General features: G+C 43.5%; 22 protein-coding genes. 13 read left to right on the top strand and 9 right to left on the bottom strand.

What is annotated here, in order from left to right; all coding sequences use genetic code 11:
• Positions 1-6 precede the first annotated feature (6 nt).
• From SD449_RS08300 to SD449_RS08290, 3 genes are all read right to left on the bottom strand, one after another.
• Complete coding sequence (locus SD449_RS08300; RefSeq protein ID WP_318309907.1) at positions 7-318, bottom strand: rhodanese-like domain-containing protein; 312 nt, start codon at positions 316-318, stop codon at positions 7-9.
• Positions 319-398: 80 nt separating this feature from the next.
• Positions 399-1,031, bottom strand: coding sequence for a thioredoxin family protein (locus SD449_RS08295; protein ID WP_318309905.1), 633 nt, complete (start codon positions 1,029-1,031; stop codon positions 399-401).
• Between the two features lie 6 nt (positions 1,032-1,037).
• The gene (locus SD449_RS08290) at positions 1,038-1,589 is read right to left on the bottom strand and encodes a TlpA family protein disulfide reductase (RefSeq protein ID WP_318309904.1); all 552 of its coding nucleotides are present in this window, start codon (positions 1,587-1,589) and stop codon (positions 1,038-1,040) included.
• Between the two features lie 137 nt (positions 1,590-1,726).
• On the opposite strand from SD449_RS08290, the gene SD449_RS08285 reads away from it, so the two are divergent.
• The 11 genes from SD449_RS08285 to SD449_RS08235 all read left to right on the top strand — a co-directional run bounded on the left by SD449_RS08285 (position 1,727) and on the right by SD449_RS08235 (position 12,126).
• The gene (locus tag SD449_RS08285) at positions 1,727-2,173 is read left to right on the top strand and encodes a MarR family winged helix-turn-helix transcriptional regulator (protein WP_318309902.1); all 447 of its coding nucleotides are present in this window, start codon (positions 1,727-1,729) and stop codon (positions 2,171-2,173) included.
• Positions 2,174-2,178: 5 nt separating this feature from the next.
• The gene (locus tag SD449_RS08280) at positions 2,179-2,811 is read left to right on the top strand and encodes an NAD(P)H-dependent oxidoreductase (protein ID WP_318309901.1); all 633 of its coding nucleotides are present in this window, start codon (positions 2,179-2,181) and stop codon (positions 2,809-2,811) included.
• 41 nt (positions 2,812-2,852) lie between these two features.
• Entirely contained in the window at positions 2,853-3,425 is a 573-nt protein-coding gene (locus tag SD449_RS08275) for a YceI family protein (protein WP_318309900.1), read from the top strand.
• Between the two features lie 242 nt (positions 3,426-3,667).
• Positions 3,668-5,086 (top strand): anthranilate synthase component I family protein, encoded by a 1,419-nt coding sequence (locus SD449_RS08270; protein WP_318309899.1) that lies wholly within the window; start codon positions 3,668-3,670, stop codon positions 5,084-5,086.
• 2 nt (positions 5,087-5,088) lie between these two features.
• A complete protein-coding gene (locus SD449_RS08265; protein ID WP_318309898.1) occupies positions 5,089-5,655 on the top strand; it encodes an anthranilate synthase component II in 567 nt (188 codons plus the stop codon).
• Between the two features lie 112 nt (positions 5,656-5,767).
• A complete protein-coding gene (trpD, locus tag SD449_RS08260; RefSeq protein WP_318309897.1) occupies positions 5,768-6,769 on the top strand; it encodes an anthranilate phosphoribosyltransferase in 1,002 nt (333 codons plus the stop codon).
• Positions 6,770-6,976: 207 nt separating this feature from the next.
• Complete coding sequence (trpC, locus tag SD449_RS08255) at positions 6,977-7,762, top strand: indole-3-glycerol phosphate synthase TrpC (protein ID WP_318309895.1); 786 nt, start codon at positions 6,977-6,979, stop codon at positions 7,760-7,762.
• A gap of 105 nt (positions 7,763-7,867) precedes the next feature.
• On the top strand, positions 7,868-8,563 hold the full coding sequence (locus SD449_RS08250; protein ID WP_318309894.1) for a phosphoribosylanthranilate isomerase: 696 nt from the start codon (positions 7,868-7,870) through the stop codon (positions 8,561-8,563).
• Positions 8,560-9,744: a tryptophan synthase subunit beta gene (gene trpB / locus SD449_RS08245; RefSeq protein ID WP_318309893.1), complete on the top strand. Its 1,185-nt coding sequence runs from the start codon at positions 8,560-8,562 to the stop codon at positions 9,742-9,744. Before SD449_RS08250 ends, trpB begins: the two co-directional genes overlap by 4 nt.
• Positions 9,745-9,834: 90 nt before the next feature.
• Positions 9,835-10,596 carry a tryptophan synthase subunit alpha gene (trpA, locus tag SD449_RS08240; RefSeq protein ID WP_318309891.1) on the top strand — a complete coding sequence of 254 codons (762 nt, stop codon included), beginning with the start codon at positions 9,835-9,837 and terminating at the stop codon, positions 10,594-10,596.
• Positions 10,597-10,629: 33 nt separating this feature from the next.
• On the top strand, positions 10,630-12,126 hold the full coding sequence (locus tag SD449_RS08235) for a M20/M25/M40 family metallo-hydrolase (protein WP_318309890.1): 1,497 nt from the start codon (positions 10,630-10,632) through the stop codon (positions 12,124-12,126).
• A 68-nt stretch (positions 12,127-12,194) separates the two neighbouring features.
• Here SD449_RS08235 and SD449_RS08230 read toward each other — a convergent pair whose 3' ends face one another.
• The 6 genes from SD449_RS08230 to SD449_RS08205 form a co-directional block, all read right to left on the bottom strand.
• Entirely contained in the window at positions 12,195-12,374 is a 180-nt protein-coding gene (locus tag SD449_RS08230) for a hypothetical protein (RefSeq protein WP_318309889.1), read from the bottom strand.
• Between the two features lie 85 nt (positions 12,375-12,459).
• A complete protein-coding gene (locus SD449_RS08225; protein ID WP_318309888.1) occupies positions 12,460-13,152 on the bottom strand; it encodes a uracil-DNA glycosylase family protein in 693 nt (230 codons plus the stop codon).
• Positions 13,153-13,256: 104 nt separating this feature from the next.
• Entirely contained in the window at positions 13,257-15,803 is a 2,547-nt protein-coding gene (locus tag SD449_RS08220; protein ID WP_318309887.1) for a phosphoenolpyruvate carboxylase, read from the bottom strand.
• Between the two features lie 173 nt (positions 15,804-15,976).
• Positions 15,977-16,738, bottom strand: coding sequence for a peroxide stress protein YaaA (gene yaaA / locus SD449_RS08215; protein WP_318309886.1), 762 nt, complete (start codon positions 16,736-16,738; stop codon positions 15,977-15,979).
• An 88-nt stretch (positions 16,739-16,826) separates the two neighbouring features.
• Complete coding sequence (locus SD449_RS08210; RefSeq protein ID WP_318309885.1) at positions 16,827-17,858, bottom strand: RluA family pseudouridine synthase; 1,032 nt, start codon at positions 17,856-17,858, stop codon at positions 16,827-16,829.
• Between the two features lie 2 nt (positions 17,859-17,860).
• A complete protein-coding gene (locus tag SD449_RS08205; RefSeq protein ID WP_318309883.1) occupies positions 17,861-18,448 on the bottom strand; it encodes a PASTA domain-containing protein in 588 nt (195 codons plus the stop codon).
• A 78-nt stretch (positions 18,449-18,526) separates the two neighbouring features.
• Here SD449_RS08205 and SD449_RS08200 point away from each other — a divergent pair, with 78 nt between their 5' ends.
• Both SD449_RS08200 and coaD read left to right on the top strand, forming a co-directional pair.
• The gene (locus tag SD449_RS08200; RefSeq protein WP_318309881.1) at positions 18,527-19,501 is read left to right on the top strand and encodes a D-alanine--D-alanine ligase; all 975 of its coding nucleotides are present in this window, start codon (positions 18,527-18,529) and stop codon (positions 19,499-19,501) included.
• Between the two features lie 33 nt (positions 19,502-19,534).
• Positions 19,535-19,993 (top strand): pantetheine-phosphate adenylyltransferase, encoded by a 459-nt coding sequence (coaD, locus tag SD449_RS08195; RefSeq protein WP_318309879.1) that lies wholly within the window; start codon positions 19,535-19,537, stop codon positions 19,991-19,993.
• Positions 19,994-20,187: the final 194 nt, after the last annotated feature.

Genomic DNA, 20,187 nt, shown 5'->3' with positions numbered 1-20,187 from the left:
GGAGGCCTATTCCGCTACTTCACCTTCCCAGTTCATAAAACCACCTTCAAGATTGTATGCATTTTCAAATCCGATACTGTTCATAATGGCACAGGCCTGCCCGCTTCGGTTCCCCGATCGGCAATAGACGTAATAGTTCTTGGACTTGTCCAGCTTTTCCAGTTCGTCCACGAACTCCTGTCCCAAATAAATATCGATGTTCGTTGACCCGGGAATGTAGCCTTCTTCTACTTCTTCTGGGGTCCGTACATCCAAAATAACGGCGTTATCATCGTTTTCCAATTGCTCCGCCCATTCTTCTTGTGATAAATCTGACATTTTTTTTCATTTAGATTACTACAAAAATAAAAATCCGAAGCGTTACTCCGGATTTCTGATTGTTTTATTTTGGATATCGGCTATTTAATACCACAGCCAATGGCTTTTGTTGTTTTTGGGTTGATTTCCTTGCCCGCCAACATGGCATCAATCGCATCTTCCACAAATTTTTCCTCCACCTGTGAGGCATCTTGATAATTATCGTCAATGGCACCGATGTATTTTACCTCGTTGCCCGATGGCGTTTTTTCCAGCAAAAACACGTGCGGTGTGCGGGTTGCACCGTACTCAGGGTACACTTTTTGTCCTTCATCCAACAAATAGGGGAAAGTAAATCCCTTTTCCTGAGTCCTCTCTTTCATTTTGGCAAAACTATCCCCTGGTTTGGCACTGGGGTCGTTAGGGTTGATGGCGATTACGGGCACGCCCTGCGGTTTGTACTTAGCATCCAGCGCAATGATCCTATCCTCATAGGCCTGGGCATACGGGCAGGTATTACAGGTAAAAATGACCAAGAAACCTTTGGCACTATTAAAATCCGATAAGGAAACCATGTTTCCATCGATATTTTTCAATGAAAAATCCGCTGCCATATCGCCCACTTCATAACCTTCATCCAAAACGTTTTCGGTAGCCACTTTGAATCCCATGGCGAACGCGGCCACAAAAATGAGCAACAACGCCGACCATCCCAAAATCCTTGTTTTTTTCATGATATGTTAGTTTATAAATTTATTTATTTCCTCATTCAGTTCTTCGTACGTGAAACCACGCTCGTAAAAAGTTCGTTTGTCCTTATTATATATTAAGGTAGCAGGAATGGCACCGCCCCAATCTTCGGAAACTTTTGGAATCCAATCATTTTGTTTGGGGTCGTCCAGAATCACCACCTTTGACTGGATGTCCTTTTTTTCAACAAAGGGCTCCAACTGGGTCTTCCACATATTGGGCATGTCCAAACTGACCAGTATCACTTCCACGTTATTGCTCTTTTGTTCAGCGTTCACTCTTTCAAAATAGGGCATTTCTTCAATGCATGGCTTGCACCAGGTTGCCCAAAAATTGATAACGTAGGTTTTGCCGTCCTCTTTATGGAGCAGAGGTTCCAAACCATCAAAATCATAAATCGGGAAATTTACTTCTGGGGCAGTATATTGGTCCAAAGCGGTTTCTTCCTGATAGGTTTCGGCTGCATTTTCCTTGTCCTTCTTTTTTTCGGCACACCCAAAAAATAACACAATTCCTGCTCCTATCACTAATAACTTGTTCATTATCCGATTTTTATATCCATCCTAAAAATACATACTCATAACCGATTCTATAGGTCTTTAACAAAAATTTATCTATCTGAAATTTGGATGGGAATCAAAAATTAATATACATTTGTATATACAAATATTGTTTGTACATGAATGTAGAAGAAATCATTAAAACCTCAAAAAAAATTCCCTTGGAACCCCGAACCGTGATTCATATGGAGTTGGTACACAACAAGATCAATGAAATTATGACAGGGGCCTTGAAACCTTTTGAGGTCTCTCTACAACAGTTCAATGTATTGCGCATTTTACGAGGTCAGCAGGGAAAACCCGCCAACCTATCCACCATTAACGAAAGAATGGTCACCAAAATGAGCAATACGACCCGGTTGGTGGACAAACTTTTGGCCAAAGGTTTTGTAGACAGGTACGTTTGCCCCTCCAATAGACGCAAAGTTGAAATAGTGATTACGGATGAGGGACTCAAAGCCTTGGAACAAATGGACGAGGCCTTATCACAGGCCCAAGAACTCATCTTAAAAAACTTCAACTCCAACGAACTGGAGCTATTAAATAATCTTTTAGATAAATTTTAAATATAATGAACACCGTTTTAGAACATAGAAACTGGCGCTATGCCACCAAGAAATTCGATGCCACGAAAAAAATTTCCGGGGAAGACCTACAGACCTTTCTGGAGTCCATTCGTTTGAGCGCATCTTCCTACGGATTGCAACCCTACAAAGTTTTGGTGATCACCGATGAGGAAATTCGAGAAAAATTAAAACCAGTTTCTTGGGGGCAGACACAGATTACGGAAGCTTCCCATCTCATTGTTTTTGCCAGTTTCTCAGATTTTGGTGAAGAATTGGTCGATGATTTTATCACCAACACGAGCGAAACCAGAAATATTCCAATCGAGAACTTGGGTGATTACACTCAAATGATGAAGGGCAGCTTAATGAACCTGCCAACCGATGTAAAGGCCGTCTGGGCCGCCAAACAAGTATATATTGCTTTGGGAAATGCGCTACAAGCCGCTGCCGAGCTCAAAATAGATGCCTGTCCAATGGAAGGATTTGAGCCTGCCAAATACAACGAAATTTTGGGGCTTGATGAAAAACACCTCAATGCCGCCGTGGTATTGCCGATTGGTTATCGTTCCGAAGAAGACAAGACCCAACATTTGCCCAAAGTGAGAAAATCAAAAGAAGAATTATTCACTCATATATAATTATTGAACCTTAACAATTAAAAACAGAAATTTAAACAATCATGAAAAAGACAATTCTAAGTTTGGCCCTTACCACAGTAGTTGGGGCTTCCGCAATCGCGAACTCGACCGAAAAAGAGACCAAAGAAGTAAAAACCACAGAGAGCACAGTAACCTGGAAAGGTTATAAAGTAGGTGGTTCCCACAACGGAACCATAAGCCTAAAATCCGGTGCTTTGGAGTTTGATGGAGAAAACTTGGTAGGTGGTGAGTTTGTTGTGGATATGTCAAGCATAAACACTACAGATTTGGAAGGCGAATACAAGGATAAGTTGGACGGTCACCTAAAATCCGATGATTTCTTTGGAACTGCAAATCATCCAACCGCTACATTGGTTTTCACCAAAGTTAAATCAACAGGGAAAAATTCTTATGAAGTAACCGGTGACCTTACCATAAAAGGTACTACCGAGCCTGTAACATTCGACGTTTCTGTATACGGTGACAAAGCCACAGCAACCTTGAAGGTTGACAGAACCAAGTATGATGTAAAATACGGATCAGGAATCATTGGTACGGCCAAGGACAAATTGATCTATGATGAATTTGATTTGGTAGTTGATCTACAGATGTAATCAACTTCTGTTTAGTGTGTGAAAATCCCGCTGGAGAAATCCTTTGGCGGGATTTTTAATTTTAAACAAAAGTAAGTTTGTCCGTTAAAAATTCCTCCCTATATTTGACACTATGATTAACAGAACAATAAATAACTGGTGGTGGATCAACTTACAACAAACGTCGTGAGCTAAGTCCCCATTATAACCATACAAGAGGCTTGTCATCACGACAGGCCTTTTTTAATTTATATAGTACCGAAATGAGCTACACGCTGACCACACACTACAAAAAAATCCTTGCGGACACCATTACGCCCGTGAGCGTTTACCTAAAGGTAAGAGATAAGTTTCCGAACAGTATCCTTTTGGAAAGTAGCGACTACCATGCCAACGACAACAGTTTTTCCTATATCTGCTGTAATCCCATCGCATCCATCAAGGTTGCCAATGAGACCATTACGCAAAAGTTTCCGGATGGCACAAAGGAAATTACGGAGATTACTCCAGAAGTTGATGTGACCGAGGTCATCCATAACTTTGGAAAAAAATTCCAAACTTCTGGAACTGACATTGTTTCGGGTGAACAGGATTTCAAATTTATCTACAACGGACTTTTTGGATACATGGCCTATGACGCTGTTCGCTATTTTGAGGATGTGGTAATTTCTAAAAAAGCAGACTCTGTTGACATTCCCGACATTTATTATGCCGTGTACCAAAACATTATCGCAATCAATCATTTTAAAAATGAGGCCTATTTGTTCGCGCATTGCTATAACTCCGAAAGCAATGTGGACGAAATGGAACAACTGTTCAATATCCGAACCTTTTCCTCTTACAACTTTAGTAAAGAAGGGGAGCCGGAATCCAACCTAAAAGATGAAGATTACAAGGAGCAGGTCGCCTTGGCCAAAAAACATTGTCAACGGGGCGATGTATTCCAATTGGTCCTCTCCAGAAGGTTCAAACAAAAATTCAAGGGAGACGAGTTCAATGTGTATCGCGCGCTTCGCTCCATAAATCCCTCTCCTTACCTATTCTATTTTGATTACGGAAACTTTAAAATATTCGGAAGTTCTCCAGAAGCCCAGCTCATCGTAAAAGATGGCAAAGCCGAGATTCACCCAATTGCAGGCACCTATAAACGGACCGGCAACGACGAAAAAGATGCCGAATTGGCAAAAAAACTGGCACAGGACAAAAAAGAGAACAGCGAACACGTAATGCTTGTGGACCTTGCCCGCAACGACCTCAGCCGAAACGGAAACACCGTTAACGTGGAAACCTATCGGGAAGTACAATATTTCTCGCACGTTATCCACTTGGTATCCAAAGTAACGGGACAAAAGAAAAAGGACAGCACCACCATGAAAGTGGTGGCAGATACTTTTCCCGCAGGAACGTTGAGCGGGGCGCCCAAGCATATGGCCATGCAGCTCATTGAAAAATATGAAAAAACAAGCCGGTCATATTACGGTGGTGCCATCGGGTTCATGGATTTTGATGGCAATTTTAACCATGCCATCATGATCCGAACATTCCTGAGCAAGGACCATGAACTCTACTATCAGGCAGGGGCCGGGCTCGTTGCTGCCTCCAACCCGGATGACGAATTGCAGGAAACCTATAACAAATTGGGCGCATTGAACAAAGCGCTGGAAATTGCCGAAACGATCTAATCATGGGAAGAAAGATTTTAATGATAGACAACTACGATAGTTTCACCTATAATCTGGTGCACTATCTGGAAGATTTGGATTGCGAGGTTACCGTAAAACGAAACGACCAGCTCACTTTGGACGAAGTGGAACCTTTTGACCATATTGTACTGTCCCCAGGACCCGGAATACCCGATGAGGCTGGACTATTAAAGGAGATAATAAGGACCTACGCGCCCTCAAAGCGAATTTTTGGGGTTTGCTTGGGGCTGCAAGCCATTGGGGAAGTATTTGGGGGCACCTTGGTAAATCTGGACAAAGTATACCACGGAGTGGACACGACCATTACCGTGACCAAGGACGACCCTATTTATACTGGAATGCCAAAATCGCTAAAGGTGGGGCGCTACCATTCTTGGGTCGTGGATACAAAGCTTCCCGATGAACTGGAGGTGACTTCGGTCGATGAAAATGGACAGATTATGTCACTCCGCCATAAGGAATACGATGTTACCGCAGTACAGTTTCACCCGGAATCTGTATTGACGCCTGAAGGAAAACAAATGTTGAAAAATTGGTTGGAAAGCTAGAAATATATCATTCCTGCGAAACCCTGAGCGTAGTCGAAGGGAAAGCAGGAATCCAATTAAATCTAATTGAACGTAAGATTCCGCATCAAGTACGGAATGACAATTAAGCAATATGAAAGAGACTTTAAATAAACTCATCAATCACGAAATACTCCCCAAGGACGAAGCCAAACAAATATTGGTGAACATTGCCAAAGGAGATTACAATAGCTCACAGATCGCGGCCTTTTTGACCGTGTACATGATGCGCAGCGTCACCATAGAAGAACTGGAAGGCTTTCGCGACGCCCTTTTGGAACTCTGTCTGGCCGTTGACCTTGCCGAATACAACCCCATAGACCTTTGCGGAACGGGCGGCGACGGAAAAGATACCTTTAATATTTCCACGCTCGCCTCTTTTGTAACGGCCGGTGCCGGAATCCATGTCACCAAACACGGAAACTACGGGGTATCCTCCAAATGTGGAAGCAGCAATGTGATGGAGTTCTTGGGTATAAAATTCAGTAATGATGCCAATTTTCTAAAGAAAACTATTGAAGAAGCTGGAATTTGTGTGCTGCATGCACCCTTGTTCCACCCCGCCATGAAGAATGTGGCCCCCATCCGAAGGGAATTGGCCGTAAAAACATTCTTTAATATGTTGGGCCCTATGGTCAACCCCGCTTTTCCAAAAAATCAAATGGTAGGGGTTTTTAATCTGGAACTGGCCCGAATGTATGGCTACCTTTACCAGAACACGGACAAAAACTTTACCATTTTGAATGCCTTGGACGGATATGATGAAATATCGTTGACGGGAGATACAAAAACCATCTCCAACAATACGGAAACCATGCTATCCCCAAAGGATTTTGGTGTGGAGAACGTATCGGAAAAAGATATTGCAGGTGGGGCCGATGTCGCAGAGTCCGCACAAATTTTCATGAGCATTTTACAAGGCAAAGGCACCGAAGCCCAGAACAATGTCGTTTGCGCAAATGCAGGTGTTGCCATTTCCACAGTGGAGGGCATCACCCCAAAAGAAGGTTTTGAAAAGGCCAAAGAGTCATTGTTTGGAGGCAAAGGGTTGGCCGCTTTGAAAAAATTACAGGAATTGAGTAGAAATCAAATTTAGTGAGGTGTTCTTCCTGTGGAACCCTGAGCGCAGTCGAAGGGAAAGCAGGAACCCATTATGAATAAAATATAGATCTCGCATCAAGTGCGGGATGACAAATCAAGTAAAAACAATTTTCATTCCTGCAGGACCCTGAGCGGAGTCGAAGGGAAAGCAGGAATCAAAAAAACAGATTCCGCATAAAGTGCGGAATGGCAGAAATAAAAAATGAACATACTAGAAAGAATAGTAGCGGATAAACGCAAAGAAGTCGATTTAAAAAAATCGCTCATTACAACATCCCAACTGGAGGCATCCGTGATGATGGAACGCACCTCCGTGTCACTGGCAGAAGTACTGCGCAAGAGCAACTCCGGCATAATTGCCGAGCACAAGCGCCGCTCCCCATCAAAATCCGTCATCAACCAAAATTTGAGCGTACAGGATGTGGCGAAGGGCTATGCGGATGCCGGTGTCTGCGGTATCTCCATACTGACCGATGGAAAATATTTTGGCGGGTCATTGGATGATTTGGTGCTCGCAAGAGCGTCCACCAATATTCCCATTTTGCGAAAAGAGTTCATCATAGATGAGTATCAGATCGTGGAGGCCAAAGCCTATGGTGCCGATGTTATTCTATTGATTGCGGCCATCCTGTCCAAAGAAGAAATCAAGACCTTTTCCGAGCTGGCCAAAGGGCTGGGGCTGGATGTATTGCTAGAGGTCCATAACGAGGAGGAACTGGAAAAATCACTAATGCCAAGTCTGGACATGTTGGGAGTGAACAACAGAAATCTCAAATCCTTTGAAGTAGATCTGGAGATCAGTAAAACATTGTCAAAGAAAATTCCTGACGACTTTGTGAAAGTTTCCGAAAGTGGCATCAGTTCCGTTGAAGCGATTCGCGAATTGAAAGAATTTGACTATCAAGGTTTTTTGATCGGGGAAAATTTCATGAAGACCGATGAACCGGGCGAAAGTGCCAAAAAATTTATACAAAAAATAATCGCATAACGTCATTTCGAACTTTCAGATGGAGCGCTGTCGAAATAACAGTCAGAAATCTATCCAGAGATTCCTCCATCCCAAGCTCATTTTGAAATGACAACGACTAAAAATATGAAACTAAAGATTTGCGGCATGAACCATAACCCTGAAGAGGTGGCGACCTTGCAACCTGACTACTTGGGGTTTATTTTTTGGGAACCTTCCTCCCGTTATTTCTCGGGGGAAATGCCAAAATTGCCCAGTTCCATCAAAAAGGTCGGGGTTTTTGTGAACGCAACTTTGGAAGAAATATTGGAGAAAGTGGACCATTATCAATTGGATGCCGTACAACTCCATGGCAGCGAAAGTGCTGAATATTGTAGGGCCCTTCGTCATGCTGAACTTGATTCAGCATCTCAGAGGGAGGAGACCTCGAAACCAGTTGGGGCTGACGTGTTTGACATCATCAAAGTTTTTTCCATCAAGGATGATTTTGATTTTGATATCCTGAAAGATTATGAGGAGGTCTGTGATTATTTTCTTTTTGACACCAAAGGAAAGTTACCGGGAGGCAATGGATATACCTTTGACTGGTCGGTTTTGGAAAAATATCCTTCCAGCAAACCTTATTTCTTGAGTGGTGGCATCGGGTTGGACTCCAAGGAAAAATTAGCGGACTTTTTAAACAGTCCCGCTTCCAAAAATTGCTTCGCCATCGATGTGAACAGTAAATTTGAAACAGCACCGGGACTAAAAAATATTGATGACCTTAAAATATTTATCGAATCGCTGAGCGACGATTACAACAAAAAAACAAGAAACCAATGAAAAGCTATCATGTAGATGAACGAGGATACTATGGGGAGTTCGGGGGTGCCTTTATCCCGGAAATGCTCTATCCCAATTGCGAGGAGCTTCGACAAAACTACCTCAGCATCATGCAGGAACCTTCGTTTCAAGAAGAGTTTCATCAATTGCTCAAGGATTATGTAGGTAGGCCCACCCCGCTTTATTTTGCCAAACGCCTGTCCGAAAAATACAGTACCAAGATTTATTTAAAACGTGAGGACCTTTGCCATACAGGGGCCCATAAGGTCAACAATACCATCGGCCAGATTCTCATGGCCAAAAAGTTGGGCAAAAACAGGATCATTGCCGAAACAGGTGCAGGTCAACATGGCGTGGCCACCGCGACCGTTTGTGCATTAATGGGGATTCAATGCGTGGTGTACATGGGCGAAATCGATATTGCCCGCCAAGCACCGAACGTGGCCCGTATGAAAATGTTGGGGGCCGAGGTAAGACCGGCCACATCGGGCAGTAAAACCTTGAAGGATGCAACCAACGAGGCCATTCGCGATTGGATCAATAATCCGGTGGATACCCATTATATCATCGGTTCGGTAGTGGGGCCCCACCCCTATCCGGATATGGTGGCGCGTTTTCAGGCCATTATTTCAGAAGAGATCAAGCATCAGCTCCTAAAAAAAGAAGGCCGGGAAAATCCTGATTACGTAGTGGCCTGTGTGGGCGGTGGAAGCAATGCCGCAGGAGCTTTCTATCATTACCTGGATATTCCGGAAGTGGGCATCATTGCTGTTGAGGCTGCTGGAAAAGGAATCGATTCCGGTGAAAGTGCCGCCACATCGGCACTGGGCAAGGTGGGCATCATCCACGGCAGTAAAACCTTGTTGATGCAGACCCAAGATGGACAGATTACCGAACCCTATTCCATTTCGGCAGGATTGGATTATCCGGGAGTCGGCCCCATGCATGCCCATTTGTACGCTTCGGGCCGTGGGGAATTTATTTCCATTACGGATGATGACGCCATGAAAGCCGGTTTGGAACTATGCAAGCTCGAAGGGATCATTCCCGCCATCGAAACATCACATGCACTGGCCATTTTTGAGGACAGAAAGTTCAATCCCGATGATGTAGTGGTGGTCAACCTATCAGGGCGTGGCGACAAGGATCTACAGAACTATATTGATTATTTTAAATTATAGCCGAATGTCATTCCCGCGGAAGCAGCAATCCAAAACAAGATCAATAGTGGATTACACATCAAGTGCGGAATGACAAAAACAAACTTTAAAATGAACAGAATCAAACAAAAACTACAAGAGGGCAAAAAAATCCTTTCCATATATTTTTCCGCAGGTTACCCCAATTTGGACGATACCGTAAAAATCATTCAAGATTTGGAAAAAAACGGTGTGGACCTCATTGAGATAGGGCTTCCGTTCAGCGACCCTTTGGCCGATGGACCAACGATCCAACAAAGTTCCACCGCCGCCCTTAAAAACGGAATGAACACTGCTTTGCTGTTTGAGCAACTGAAAGATATTCGTAAATCGGTTTCCATTCCCCTGATCTTGATGGGCTATTTTAATCCGGTGCTACAATATGGCGTGGAGGCGTTTTGCGCCAAATGCGAGGAAATCGGCATTGATGGTCTCATTTTACCGGACCTTCCCTTGGACGTGTACCAAGAGGAGTACGAAGCCCTTTTTAAAAAACATGGTTTGATCAATGTCTTTCTGATTACTCCACAAACTAGTGACGAACGCATAAAATCGATTGATGCGGCATCCGAAGGTTTTATTTATATGGTAAGTTCGGCAAGCACCACTGGGGCAAAACAAGGGTTCGGGGCGGAACAGTCGGACTACTTTGACCGTATTTCAAAAATGCAGTTGAACAACCCGCAAATTGTCGGCTTTGGCATCAGTAATGCGGAAACTTTTAAGCAAGCTACGCAGAAAACAAAAGGCGCCATCATTGGTTCGGCCTTCATCAAACATTTAACAGCAAATGGAGTGGATGGTATTGCTGACTTTGTGAAGCAAATTCGCTAAATTTCAACTTTTAAAATCAAGAAGATTTGTTCCATGAGAAAAACACTGTCCCTAGTTTCCCTTTTTCTTACTTTTTCGCTTTTTGCTCAAGATGATATGGCCATAAAATCGCAAGTGGCCGATGCCATCAACGAAATCCGTGAATTTATCGCAATTCCGAACGATGCTTTGGATGCCGCGGATATCGACCGAAACATCATGTGGCTGAAGCGCAAGTTCGGCGACCGTGGTTTCAACACCGCAGTTCTGGACACGGAGGGACTTCCGTTGTTTTTTGCGGCCACTCCCATGAGCACGGACAAACCTACGGTACTTATTTACATGCATTTTGATGGGCAATCAGTGGATCCCTCCAAATGGGACCAGCCAAATCCATACCAAGTGGTGCTAAAAGCGCCAAAAGACGGTGATTTCGAAACGGTTTCTTTTGATGAGCTGGACGATGATATCAATTATGATTGGCGATTGTTCGGGAGGTCTACTTCGGATGACAAATCGCCCATAGTCATGTTCCTGAACGCCATGGACCTCTTAAAAAAGGACAACAAGGAAATCCCGTTCAACGTAAAGGTAATTCTGGACAGTGAGGAGGAAAGAAGCAGCAAACCTTTGCCTGCTGCCGTGAAACAGTACCGTGAGCTTTTGGAGGCCGACTTTTTGATGATCGTTGACGGACCGGTACATGCCTCTGAAAAACCGACAGTGGTATATGGGTGCAGGGGCATCACCACATTGACATTGACCACTTATGGTCCCATTAAACCTCAACACAGCGGGCATTATGGCAATTATGCCCCAAACCCGGGCTTTCAGTTGGCGAAATTATTGGCAACGATGAAAGATGACGAGGGCAGAGTGACCATTCCCGGTTATTATGATGGTATCTCCATGGACAAACAAACGGATTCCATTTTAAAAAGTGTTCCCGATAGTGACGAGGCCATAGCAGAAAAACTACAGTTCAAAACTGCTGAAAAAGTGGGCGGATTTTATCAGGAGGCCTTGCAATATCCTTCATTGAACATTCGCGGACTGGGCTCCGGATGGGTCGGAGACAAAGCACGTACCATTGTTCCGGAAAGTGCCACGGCAGAACTGGACCTAAGACTGGTGGTGGAAAGTGATGGCAACCGACTAAAAAAGCTGGTGAAAGACCATATTGCAAAGCAAGGATACAAAGTATTGGACCATGTACCTTCCAAGGAGGAGCGTATGCAATTTGATAAGATCGTGACGGTGGAAGAAGGTAGCGTGACAGATGCTTTCCGCACCGATCTGGACAATCCGTACGGCAAATTTATTGTTGAAACCTTAAAGCAAAGCTTTGGTAAAGAAGTGATTCAGATACGCACCATGGGCGGAACCGTGCCCATTTCCCCGTTCATCAACGAGTTGAAGATTCCTGCGTTTATTGTACCGGTTGTAAATCCGGACAACAATCAACATAGCCCTAACGAAAATGTAAAAATCGGTCAGTTGGCCTACGGCATAAAATCTTTTTATGCGATCCTTTCTTCTGAGATGAATTAAAAATATCATTTGCACATAAAAAAAGCCCCGATATTTCGGGGCTTTTCTGAGGTTATGCTGTACAATGGTTAATCGTTGCCATTTTTCTTTCTTTGCCCGGGAGCATAGGCCTTGGCACTTTTTGCACCCGTAATCTTTTTCACTTGACCCGGAGCCGTAGCGCTCTTTCCTGCATTTTTGTGCACGGAACAAGATCCAAACAATAGAACGGCAAATACAACTCCGATAACTTTACTCATTGATTTCATAATTCAATATTTAGCTTTATTAATCAGTATATGTACGGGCAAAACGTAAAATTGGATGTAAATGTTTGAATGGAACAACATAAATTCAGAAAAATTCGCTGTACTGCATCACCCTAAAATCTACTGTATTGAATTCGGGATTTTTACTTTTAAGGTCTTTGTATGCCTGCAAACTCCCTACTGCACGATTAGCGGCTCCCGAAGGCGCGGTCAACGAGACCGTTTTAATCGTTCTCGACTGTGCTTGAACCGAGTTGGAGTCGATCGGCAGTTCCAAATGATGGATTCGGGGAACCTCGTTGGAAACCATATTTAATTGCAGTCCATAGGTTTTCAACTGTTTTCGAAAGAAATACTCCGGGCCATTTTTACTATTTCCCCCGGTGAACAATAATGTATCGATATTGGGGTACTTCTTCAGGTAACCGACCAAATCCCGAAGCACTACATTTTGCATGCCCAAATCCGATGCATCAATTTTTTCACGTTCGGCACTTTCTACAATATCACATATCCCAATTTTTTGCTTGATCAGAAAATTTTTTCGCTGTACCACGGCTTCTTCGGTATTTTCATACAGCAAACCCAAATCAAAAATCCTGTCCAAAATAGGCCATAGCATCCCATTGCAACTGCCGTAGCAAAAATCCACGTCTTGTTCCTTTAAATCGCCAGTGGTAAACCGAGGGGGTGGTAGGGTGCCAACGATCAGTTTGGTGGCCTTGGACAACAAAAAGGGTTCGTACGGGTGTGTATGCTGAAATAATTGTGTGCTCAAAACTGAAGATATTCCGTATTGGGGCAAAAATAAACAATCAGCATGATGCCCATTCGTTCTGCACCATACTGATCGTAATTAATATACTTGTGAGAAACCAGCCGTTAAGCCGAGTTTCTACTTGCATTGATGTTTCCGTACAGGGAACGTGTCACGATTTTCTCGTACAACTCCCTGTACTCGGAGTTTTGGGTAATGTGGTACAGGGCATTTTGCTGAATCACCAACAATGGCAATACAATCTTTTCCCTGATTTTCACCGATTCCCTCGATACGGCTTCGTCCTCCATTAAAATTTTGAGCCCCGAAATCTGCAGGAGCATCTTTTTGGATAATTGGAATTCATCATGCAGAATGTTCCAGAAATCGCCAAACTCAGGGTCCTCTTTCATATAACTCGTCAGGTTAAAATTGGATTTGGCCAGGGACATCATACTGTTCAGCATCAATGCTTTAAAGAAAGGAACTTCCTTGTAGAGTTTTTTTACTTCGCCCAAGCGGCCCTCTTCCTTAAGTTGCTGTATGGCAGATCCCAATCCAAAATAACCGGGAACGTTCTGTTTAAGCTGGCTCCAAGAGCCCACAAACGATATCGCCCTTAAATCGGACAGCGTCAACTTTTCTTTATTGCCCCGTTTTCCGGGCCTACTCCCGATATTTGCTTTGGTATAATATTTTAAGGTACTTCTATTTTCCAAGTAAGGGATAAATTTTTCATGCTGTTTTAGGGCATCATATTTATCAAAACTCAGCTCTGAAAGTTCCTCGATCAATTTTCGCTGTGCGGTAGAAATCGTATGTTCCTTACCGAACAGGTTGTTGCTCAAACCTGCAGTGAGCAACTGCTCGGAATTGTGCATGAACTGCTCCTTGGTCCCATAGGTACTCGTGATGGTCTGCCCCTGTATGGTGAGCTGTATCTCGTGGTTGGCCACATCTTTGGTCTGGGCGGCGTAGAACCTGTGGGTCTTGCCTCCACCCCTTGCCGGTGGTCCTCCCCTACCATCAAAGAAAATAGCGGCTATGCCGTTTTTCTTGCATACTTTGCTGAGGGTCTCCTTGGTCTTTAGAATGGACCAGTTGGCCTTTAGATAGCCACCGTCCTTGGTACCGTCGGAGAAGCCGAGCATAATGGTGTGAATATCCCTTCGTCGCTCTAGGTGCTGTCTGTATTTTGGTATATCGAACAAGGTCTGCATTACTTCTTCGGAGGCATCCATACCTTTCATGGTCTCGAACAACGGGACAATATCGAAAGTGATCTCTTTCTCATCCCATCCACACCATCTGAACAATCCGAACACGAACAATACTGAAAAAATGTCCTCTGAATTACTGATGATATAGCGGTTGCAGCCATCCTCTCCGTTCTTGTCCTGAATAGATTTCAAGTTTTGGATATTGATAATGGTATCTTTAACGATATCGTCATCAAAATCCTTGGCATTGAGTTTAAAATTCTCTTGAAGCAACAATTTCACCAATTCTTTTTCCTTGAGTTCATCTATGCTTTCCTTGATGATTCCCTGTTTTTTCAATACGGTTTCCACCACCAATAAATGCTTGCTGTGGTCCTGACGGATATCCAAGGTGGCAAAATGGGTCTTAAAAATGTGCACCTTATCTATAAACTGGTCCAGCTCATCCAAATACAGTTCGTGATAATGTTCGATAAGTTCTTGACGGATTGCATCCAAATGCTCAATAATGCCTTCGTAGGAAATGGGTGCGTTGGGATCGAACATAGCATGATAGAGTTTGCTGCTCAACGCATTAAGTTCTACCTGCATTCCCTGAAATGTCAATTTTTTGCGAAGGTTTTTCAGTTCGTTATAGTAACATTTCATCAAGGTCAGTCGCAACTCATCGGCCACTTGTTTGGTAATATCTGCTGTTACGAACGGATTTCCGTCCCGGTCACCGCCAGGCCAAAATCCAAGTTTCATCAGGTTATAATTCTCAAATTTCTCGTCCCGGATATTGCTCTTCACATATTGGTACAACTCCCCTACGGCATCATAATAAGTATTCCGCAGGATGTAAATAATATTTTTTGCCTCATCCAAAGGAGTGGGCTTTTTGGCATTGATCAAAGAGGTGAGTCCCAATTGCTGTAGCGTTACATCTATATCATGGATTCTATCCTCATCGATCAAGGAACGTAGCTCTGCAATAATGTCCAGTACTGCTGGAGTATAAAATTGTGTAGGGTGAGCGGTCAGGACAATGCGCGCGCTGAACGTTGAAAGTTTCTTGGAAACCTTGTCCCAATTTTTGGTACGGTTCACCAATTCAAAATAATCCTTTATGGTCAACGAACTACTGTACTCCTGCAGTTTTGGGAACGCGGAATCCTCTACGCTATCGTAGAGCACCACTTGGCGCTCCACATACTGGATGATCCGGAACATAAAGTCCAATCGCTCCCTCTCGTCCTGTATATCCACAAAGTTGGAAAAGAATACTTCCAAAATCTCTTGGGGCTCCTTGCCCGCCTTGAGTCCTTTTTCGCACTGATCCAACAATAGCGGAATCAGGATTCCCACGTTTTCCACATTCTTGTAGGGCAGACTCAGGAAAAGACTGTTGTAGATGTTGAACTTATTGGTTACCGATTTCTTGAACTCTTCTAACCGTTTAGATTGCTGCATGTATTTTCTATGTTAGTGTTAAAAATGGACAAACACCCAAAGGTCGTGAATAATGTGTAACCTGTGGGTTAAATTTAAGCGTATCACAATTTAAGGCGGCGTGCCGATCAATCGTAACAACTGCCTTGCATGGTCGATAACTTAAAGATTACTTTGGATTTTACCAAAGTTTTTTATCGTATGAAAACGGGTTCGTTTTTATTTACCGTGTGTTCCTCACTATAAAGATAACCATCGTAGTCGAAGTTCTTGATGTCTTCCAACGTTTCCGCTTCCTTATCCAAAATATAGCGGACCATGGAACCACGTGCCTTTTTGGCGTAAAAACTGATAACTTTCAGCTTATCGTTTTTCCAATCCTTAAAGACCGGGGCAATTACGGGAACTTTGAGTTTTTTATCGTCCACGGCCCCAAAATATTCGTTACTGGCCAAGTTTACAAAAAGCTCGTCGTCCTTTAATTCGTTGTTCAGTGATTCCGTGATCTGTCCCTTCCAAAATTCGTACAGGTTCTTTTTGCGGCCCACCTTTAATTGTGTTCCCATTTCCAAACGATACGGTTGCATCAGGTCCAAAGGTTTTAGAACGCCGTAGAGTCCGGAAAGAATTCGCAAGGAATCTTGAAGGCGATCCAATTTATCTTCTGGTATGGTATAGGCATCCAGACCTTGGTACACATCCCCGTTGAACGCATAAATGGCTGGTCTTGCATTGTCCGTAGTAAAGGGAAGCTCAAATTTTTGGTTGCGTTCCCAGTTCAGGTCGGCCAATTTATCTGAAATGGACATCAGGTCCATCAAAGCTTTGGGCTTTTTCTTTTTAAGAACGGAATTCAGTTTTTCTGCCTGTTCCAAAAATTGGGGCTGGCTATATTTTGATATGGGCAAAGCCGTATCGTAATCGAGTGACTTTGCCGGAGATATCACAATTTTCATTTTGTTCAAGTTTTTGTAAAAATAACGAGGATTTTACTTTTTTGGAAAGATATCCCAATGGTGTTTTCAATCCAAAGATTGAAGAAAACTATGATTCGTGATGCTTGGAATAGCCACGCCATTTTTCAATTCCGTTGACCATATCCTCGGGCAGTTCGGAATCAAACCTCATAAACTCGCCTGTTACCGGGTGCTCGAAACCCAGTGTTTTGGCATGCAATGCCTGTCTGGGCAGTACCTTGAAGGCATTTTCCACAAATTGCTTGTATTTGGTAAAGGTGGTTCCCTTTAAAATCTTATCGCCCCCGTAGCGCTCATCGTTGAACAACGTATGGCCGATATATTTCATGTGCACCCTAATCTGATGGGTTCTACCGGTTTCCAATTTACAGGAAATCAAAGTGACATACCCAAACCTTTCCAGCACCTTGTAGTGTGTGACAGCCTCCTTGCCTTCATCTCCTTCTGGAAAAACCATCATTTGCAGACGGTTTTTGGGATTTCTGGCAATATGCCCCTCAACGGTACCCTCATCTTCCTCAACATTTCCCCAGACCAAGGCCACATACTCGCGTTCGCTACTTTTATCAAAAAACTGCTGGGCCAAATGGGTCATGGCGGATTCGGTTTTGGCAATTACCAATAAGCCGGAGGTGTCCTTATCTATTCGATGAACGAGTCCAGGCCTGTCCGAACTATTGTTTGGTAAGTTTTCAAAATGATACACCAAGGCGTTGATCAATGTACCCGAATAGTTTCCATGCCCGGGATGCACGACCATACCTGCTGGTTTGTTGACCACCAAAAGTACATCATCCTCGTACACGATGTCCAAGGGAATGTTCTCGGGGGTCAACAAAAACTCATAGGGAGGATGCTCGAACATCACCTTTACTTCATCCCCAGCCTTTACTTTGTAATTCTGTTTTACGATGGTACCGTTTACCCAAATGTGGCCTTTCTTGGCAGCTTGCTGGATTTTGTTTCGCGTAGCGTTCTCGATAAAGTTCATCAAGAATTTATCCACGCGCAACGGCTCTTGGCCCTTGGAGGCCACAAAACCATGATGTTCATAGAGCTCGTCCTGGGAAAGCTCGTCCTGATTGTCCGAAATATCCATGGCTAGTTGGAGTCTGCCTGTACCCTGGCGCTACCGGGAATGGTCCCATTGCCACAAATCAGTTCCACTTTGGATGTTTTGGGCAGCTTGTCTCCGGGTTTTATATATTTTCCCCTGTGCTTCATATTGTAGACCATGTCCTTGCCCAACTCATCAATGTAAGTGACCCGCTCAACTTCCAGTCCAACGGCACGCAGCATGGAAGCTGCATTTCTTTGGGTGACCTGAACAATATCCGGTACAGTTACCTTTTTGTATCCTGATGGATTGACCGTAAAATATATTTTACGATTGGACTTCACCTTGTTTCCAGCAGGAGGGTTTTGATCTAATATAGAGAATCGAGGATAGTCGGGATTGTATTCCGATGAGTCCAAAACTTGATATCTGAGTCCTGCATCCTCTACCGCTTTGCGCATCTCGGATACCGACATTTTTGAGAAGTCGGGCACCTCCACAAACTCACCGTGGTTGGTGGTGCTCTTGAGCCATTGCAGAGCAAGGAACACCAAAAGCAAAACAGCTACTGCCGCCAACCCTAGCTGAATCAAAAAAGTCTTGCTTTTCAAAAAGTTGAAAAAAATTTTCATGTAGTTCACCTTATCGGGACAAATATAGGAAAGCCAACCCTTTTTTCTTTATTTTGGCTCCGCGATATTTTTAAGTAAATGAAAAAGAACATTGCCATAATCATGGGAGGCCATTCCAGCGAGTACAATATTTCAGTAAAAAGCGGAAATGTAGTGCACAAGTATCTGGAAAGGGAAAAATACAATCCGTACCGCATTTTTATCACCAGGGAAAAGTGGTATTATTTGGATGAAACTGATAAGCAACATGCGGTGGACAGGTCTGATTTTAGTATTCAAATTGATGATGAAAAAGTTTATTTTGATTGTGTTTTCAATGCCATCCATGGAACTCCGGGAGAAGATGGTCTGATGCAGGCCTATTTTGAACTATTGGGAATTCCGCAGACTTCCTGTAATCATTACGAAGCGGCCCTGACCTTTAACAAAAGGGACCTGTTGAGCACATTGAAGCCTTATGGCGTGCCATGCGCGACCTCCTATTTTTTGAACAAGGGAGATGCTATTGATGAAGATGCCATTGTGGACAAAGTGGGACTTCCTTGTTTTGTGAAAGCCAACAGGGCAGGAAGTAGCTACGGGGTGTCCAAAGTTTATAACAAAGAAGATTTGGGCAAAGCCGTAGAAAATGCATTGAAGGAGGATACCCAGATCATTATCGAATCTTTTTTGGATGGAACAGAAGTTTCCGTGGGGGTGATCACCTTTAAAAACGAGGTGACCGTGCTTCCCGCCACCGAGATTATTTCGGAAAACGATTTTTTTGATTTTGAGGCGAAATATCTGGGTAAATCACAGGAGATTACGCCGGCAAGAATTTCGGAAAAACAAGAATCCAATGTAAAAAAGTTGGCGGAGTTTATTTACCGGACCCTTGGGTTAAAAGGTTATACGCGAAGTGAGTTCATTTTTATTGGCGACGTACCACACTTGCTGGAAATAAATACAACGCCCGGACTTACCGAGGAAAGCCTTTTGCCACAGCAGGCAAAAACCGCCGGGATTTCGCTTGAGGAACTATTTGACAGCGCCATTGTTGAAGCTTTGCGATAGAAACCGTATTTTTAAGAAACTTTATTCAACTACATGAGACGCGCATTGTTCCCTGGTTCCTTTGACCCACTTACTTTAGGCCACTACGATATTATAAAAAGAGGAGTTACCCTTTTTGATGAATTGGTCATAGCCATAGGCATCAATGCGGATAAAACATATATGTTTTCTCTGGAAGAGCGCGTGTCCTTTATTGAACAGGCGTTCAAAGATGAGCCAAAAATAAAAGTGGCCACCTATAAGGGTATGACAGTGGATTTTTGCAAGGAAATCGGGGCCAACTTTATTTTAAGGGGCTTGCGCAACCCTGCGGATTTTGAGTTTGAAAAAGCCATTGCACACACCAACCGTAAACTGTCGGAGATCGAAACCGTATTTCTCTTGACATCGTCCGGGAAATCCTATATCAGTTCCTCTATTGTCAGGGATGTTATACGCAATGGAGGTGATTATACCGGTCTGGTCCCCGAGACCGTGGTGGTCAAACAATAAAAAGTCCTTTCCCAGGGCGCAAAACATCCATAAGCACGTAATTTCCCTATCTTGATTTTCGCTAACAATGCCGTAATCGGGAAATACCACAGTTATCATCTCTTTCACAACAATAAATGCCGTTAATCGAGCAATTGTAATACTTTGGTGAGAAATTTCTTAAGAGGCTAACGTTTTTAAACAACCCCCCGAGT

Source organism: Flagellimonas crocea, from assembly GCF_033441595.1.
Classification (GTDB): domain Bacteria; phylum Bacteroidota; class Bacteroidia; order Flavobacteriales; family Flavobacteriaceae; genus Flagellimonas; species Flagellimonas crocea.
The sequence above is the reverse complement of the archived record's forward strand: the minus strand, read 5'-3'. Positions and strand labels throughout refer to the sequence as shown.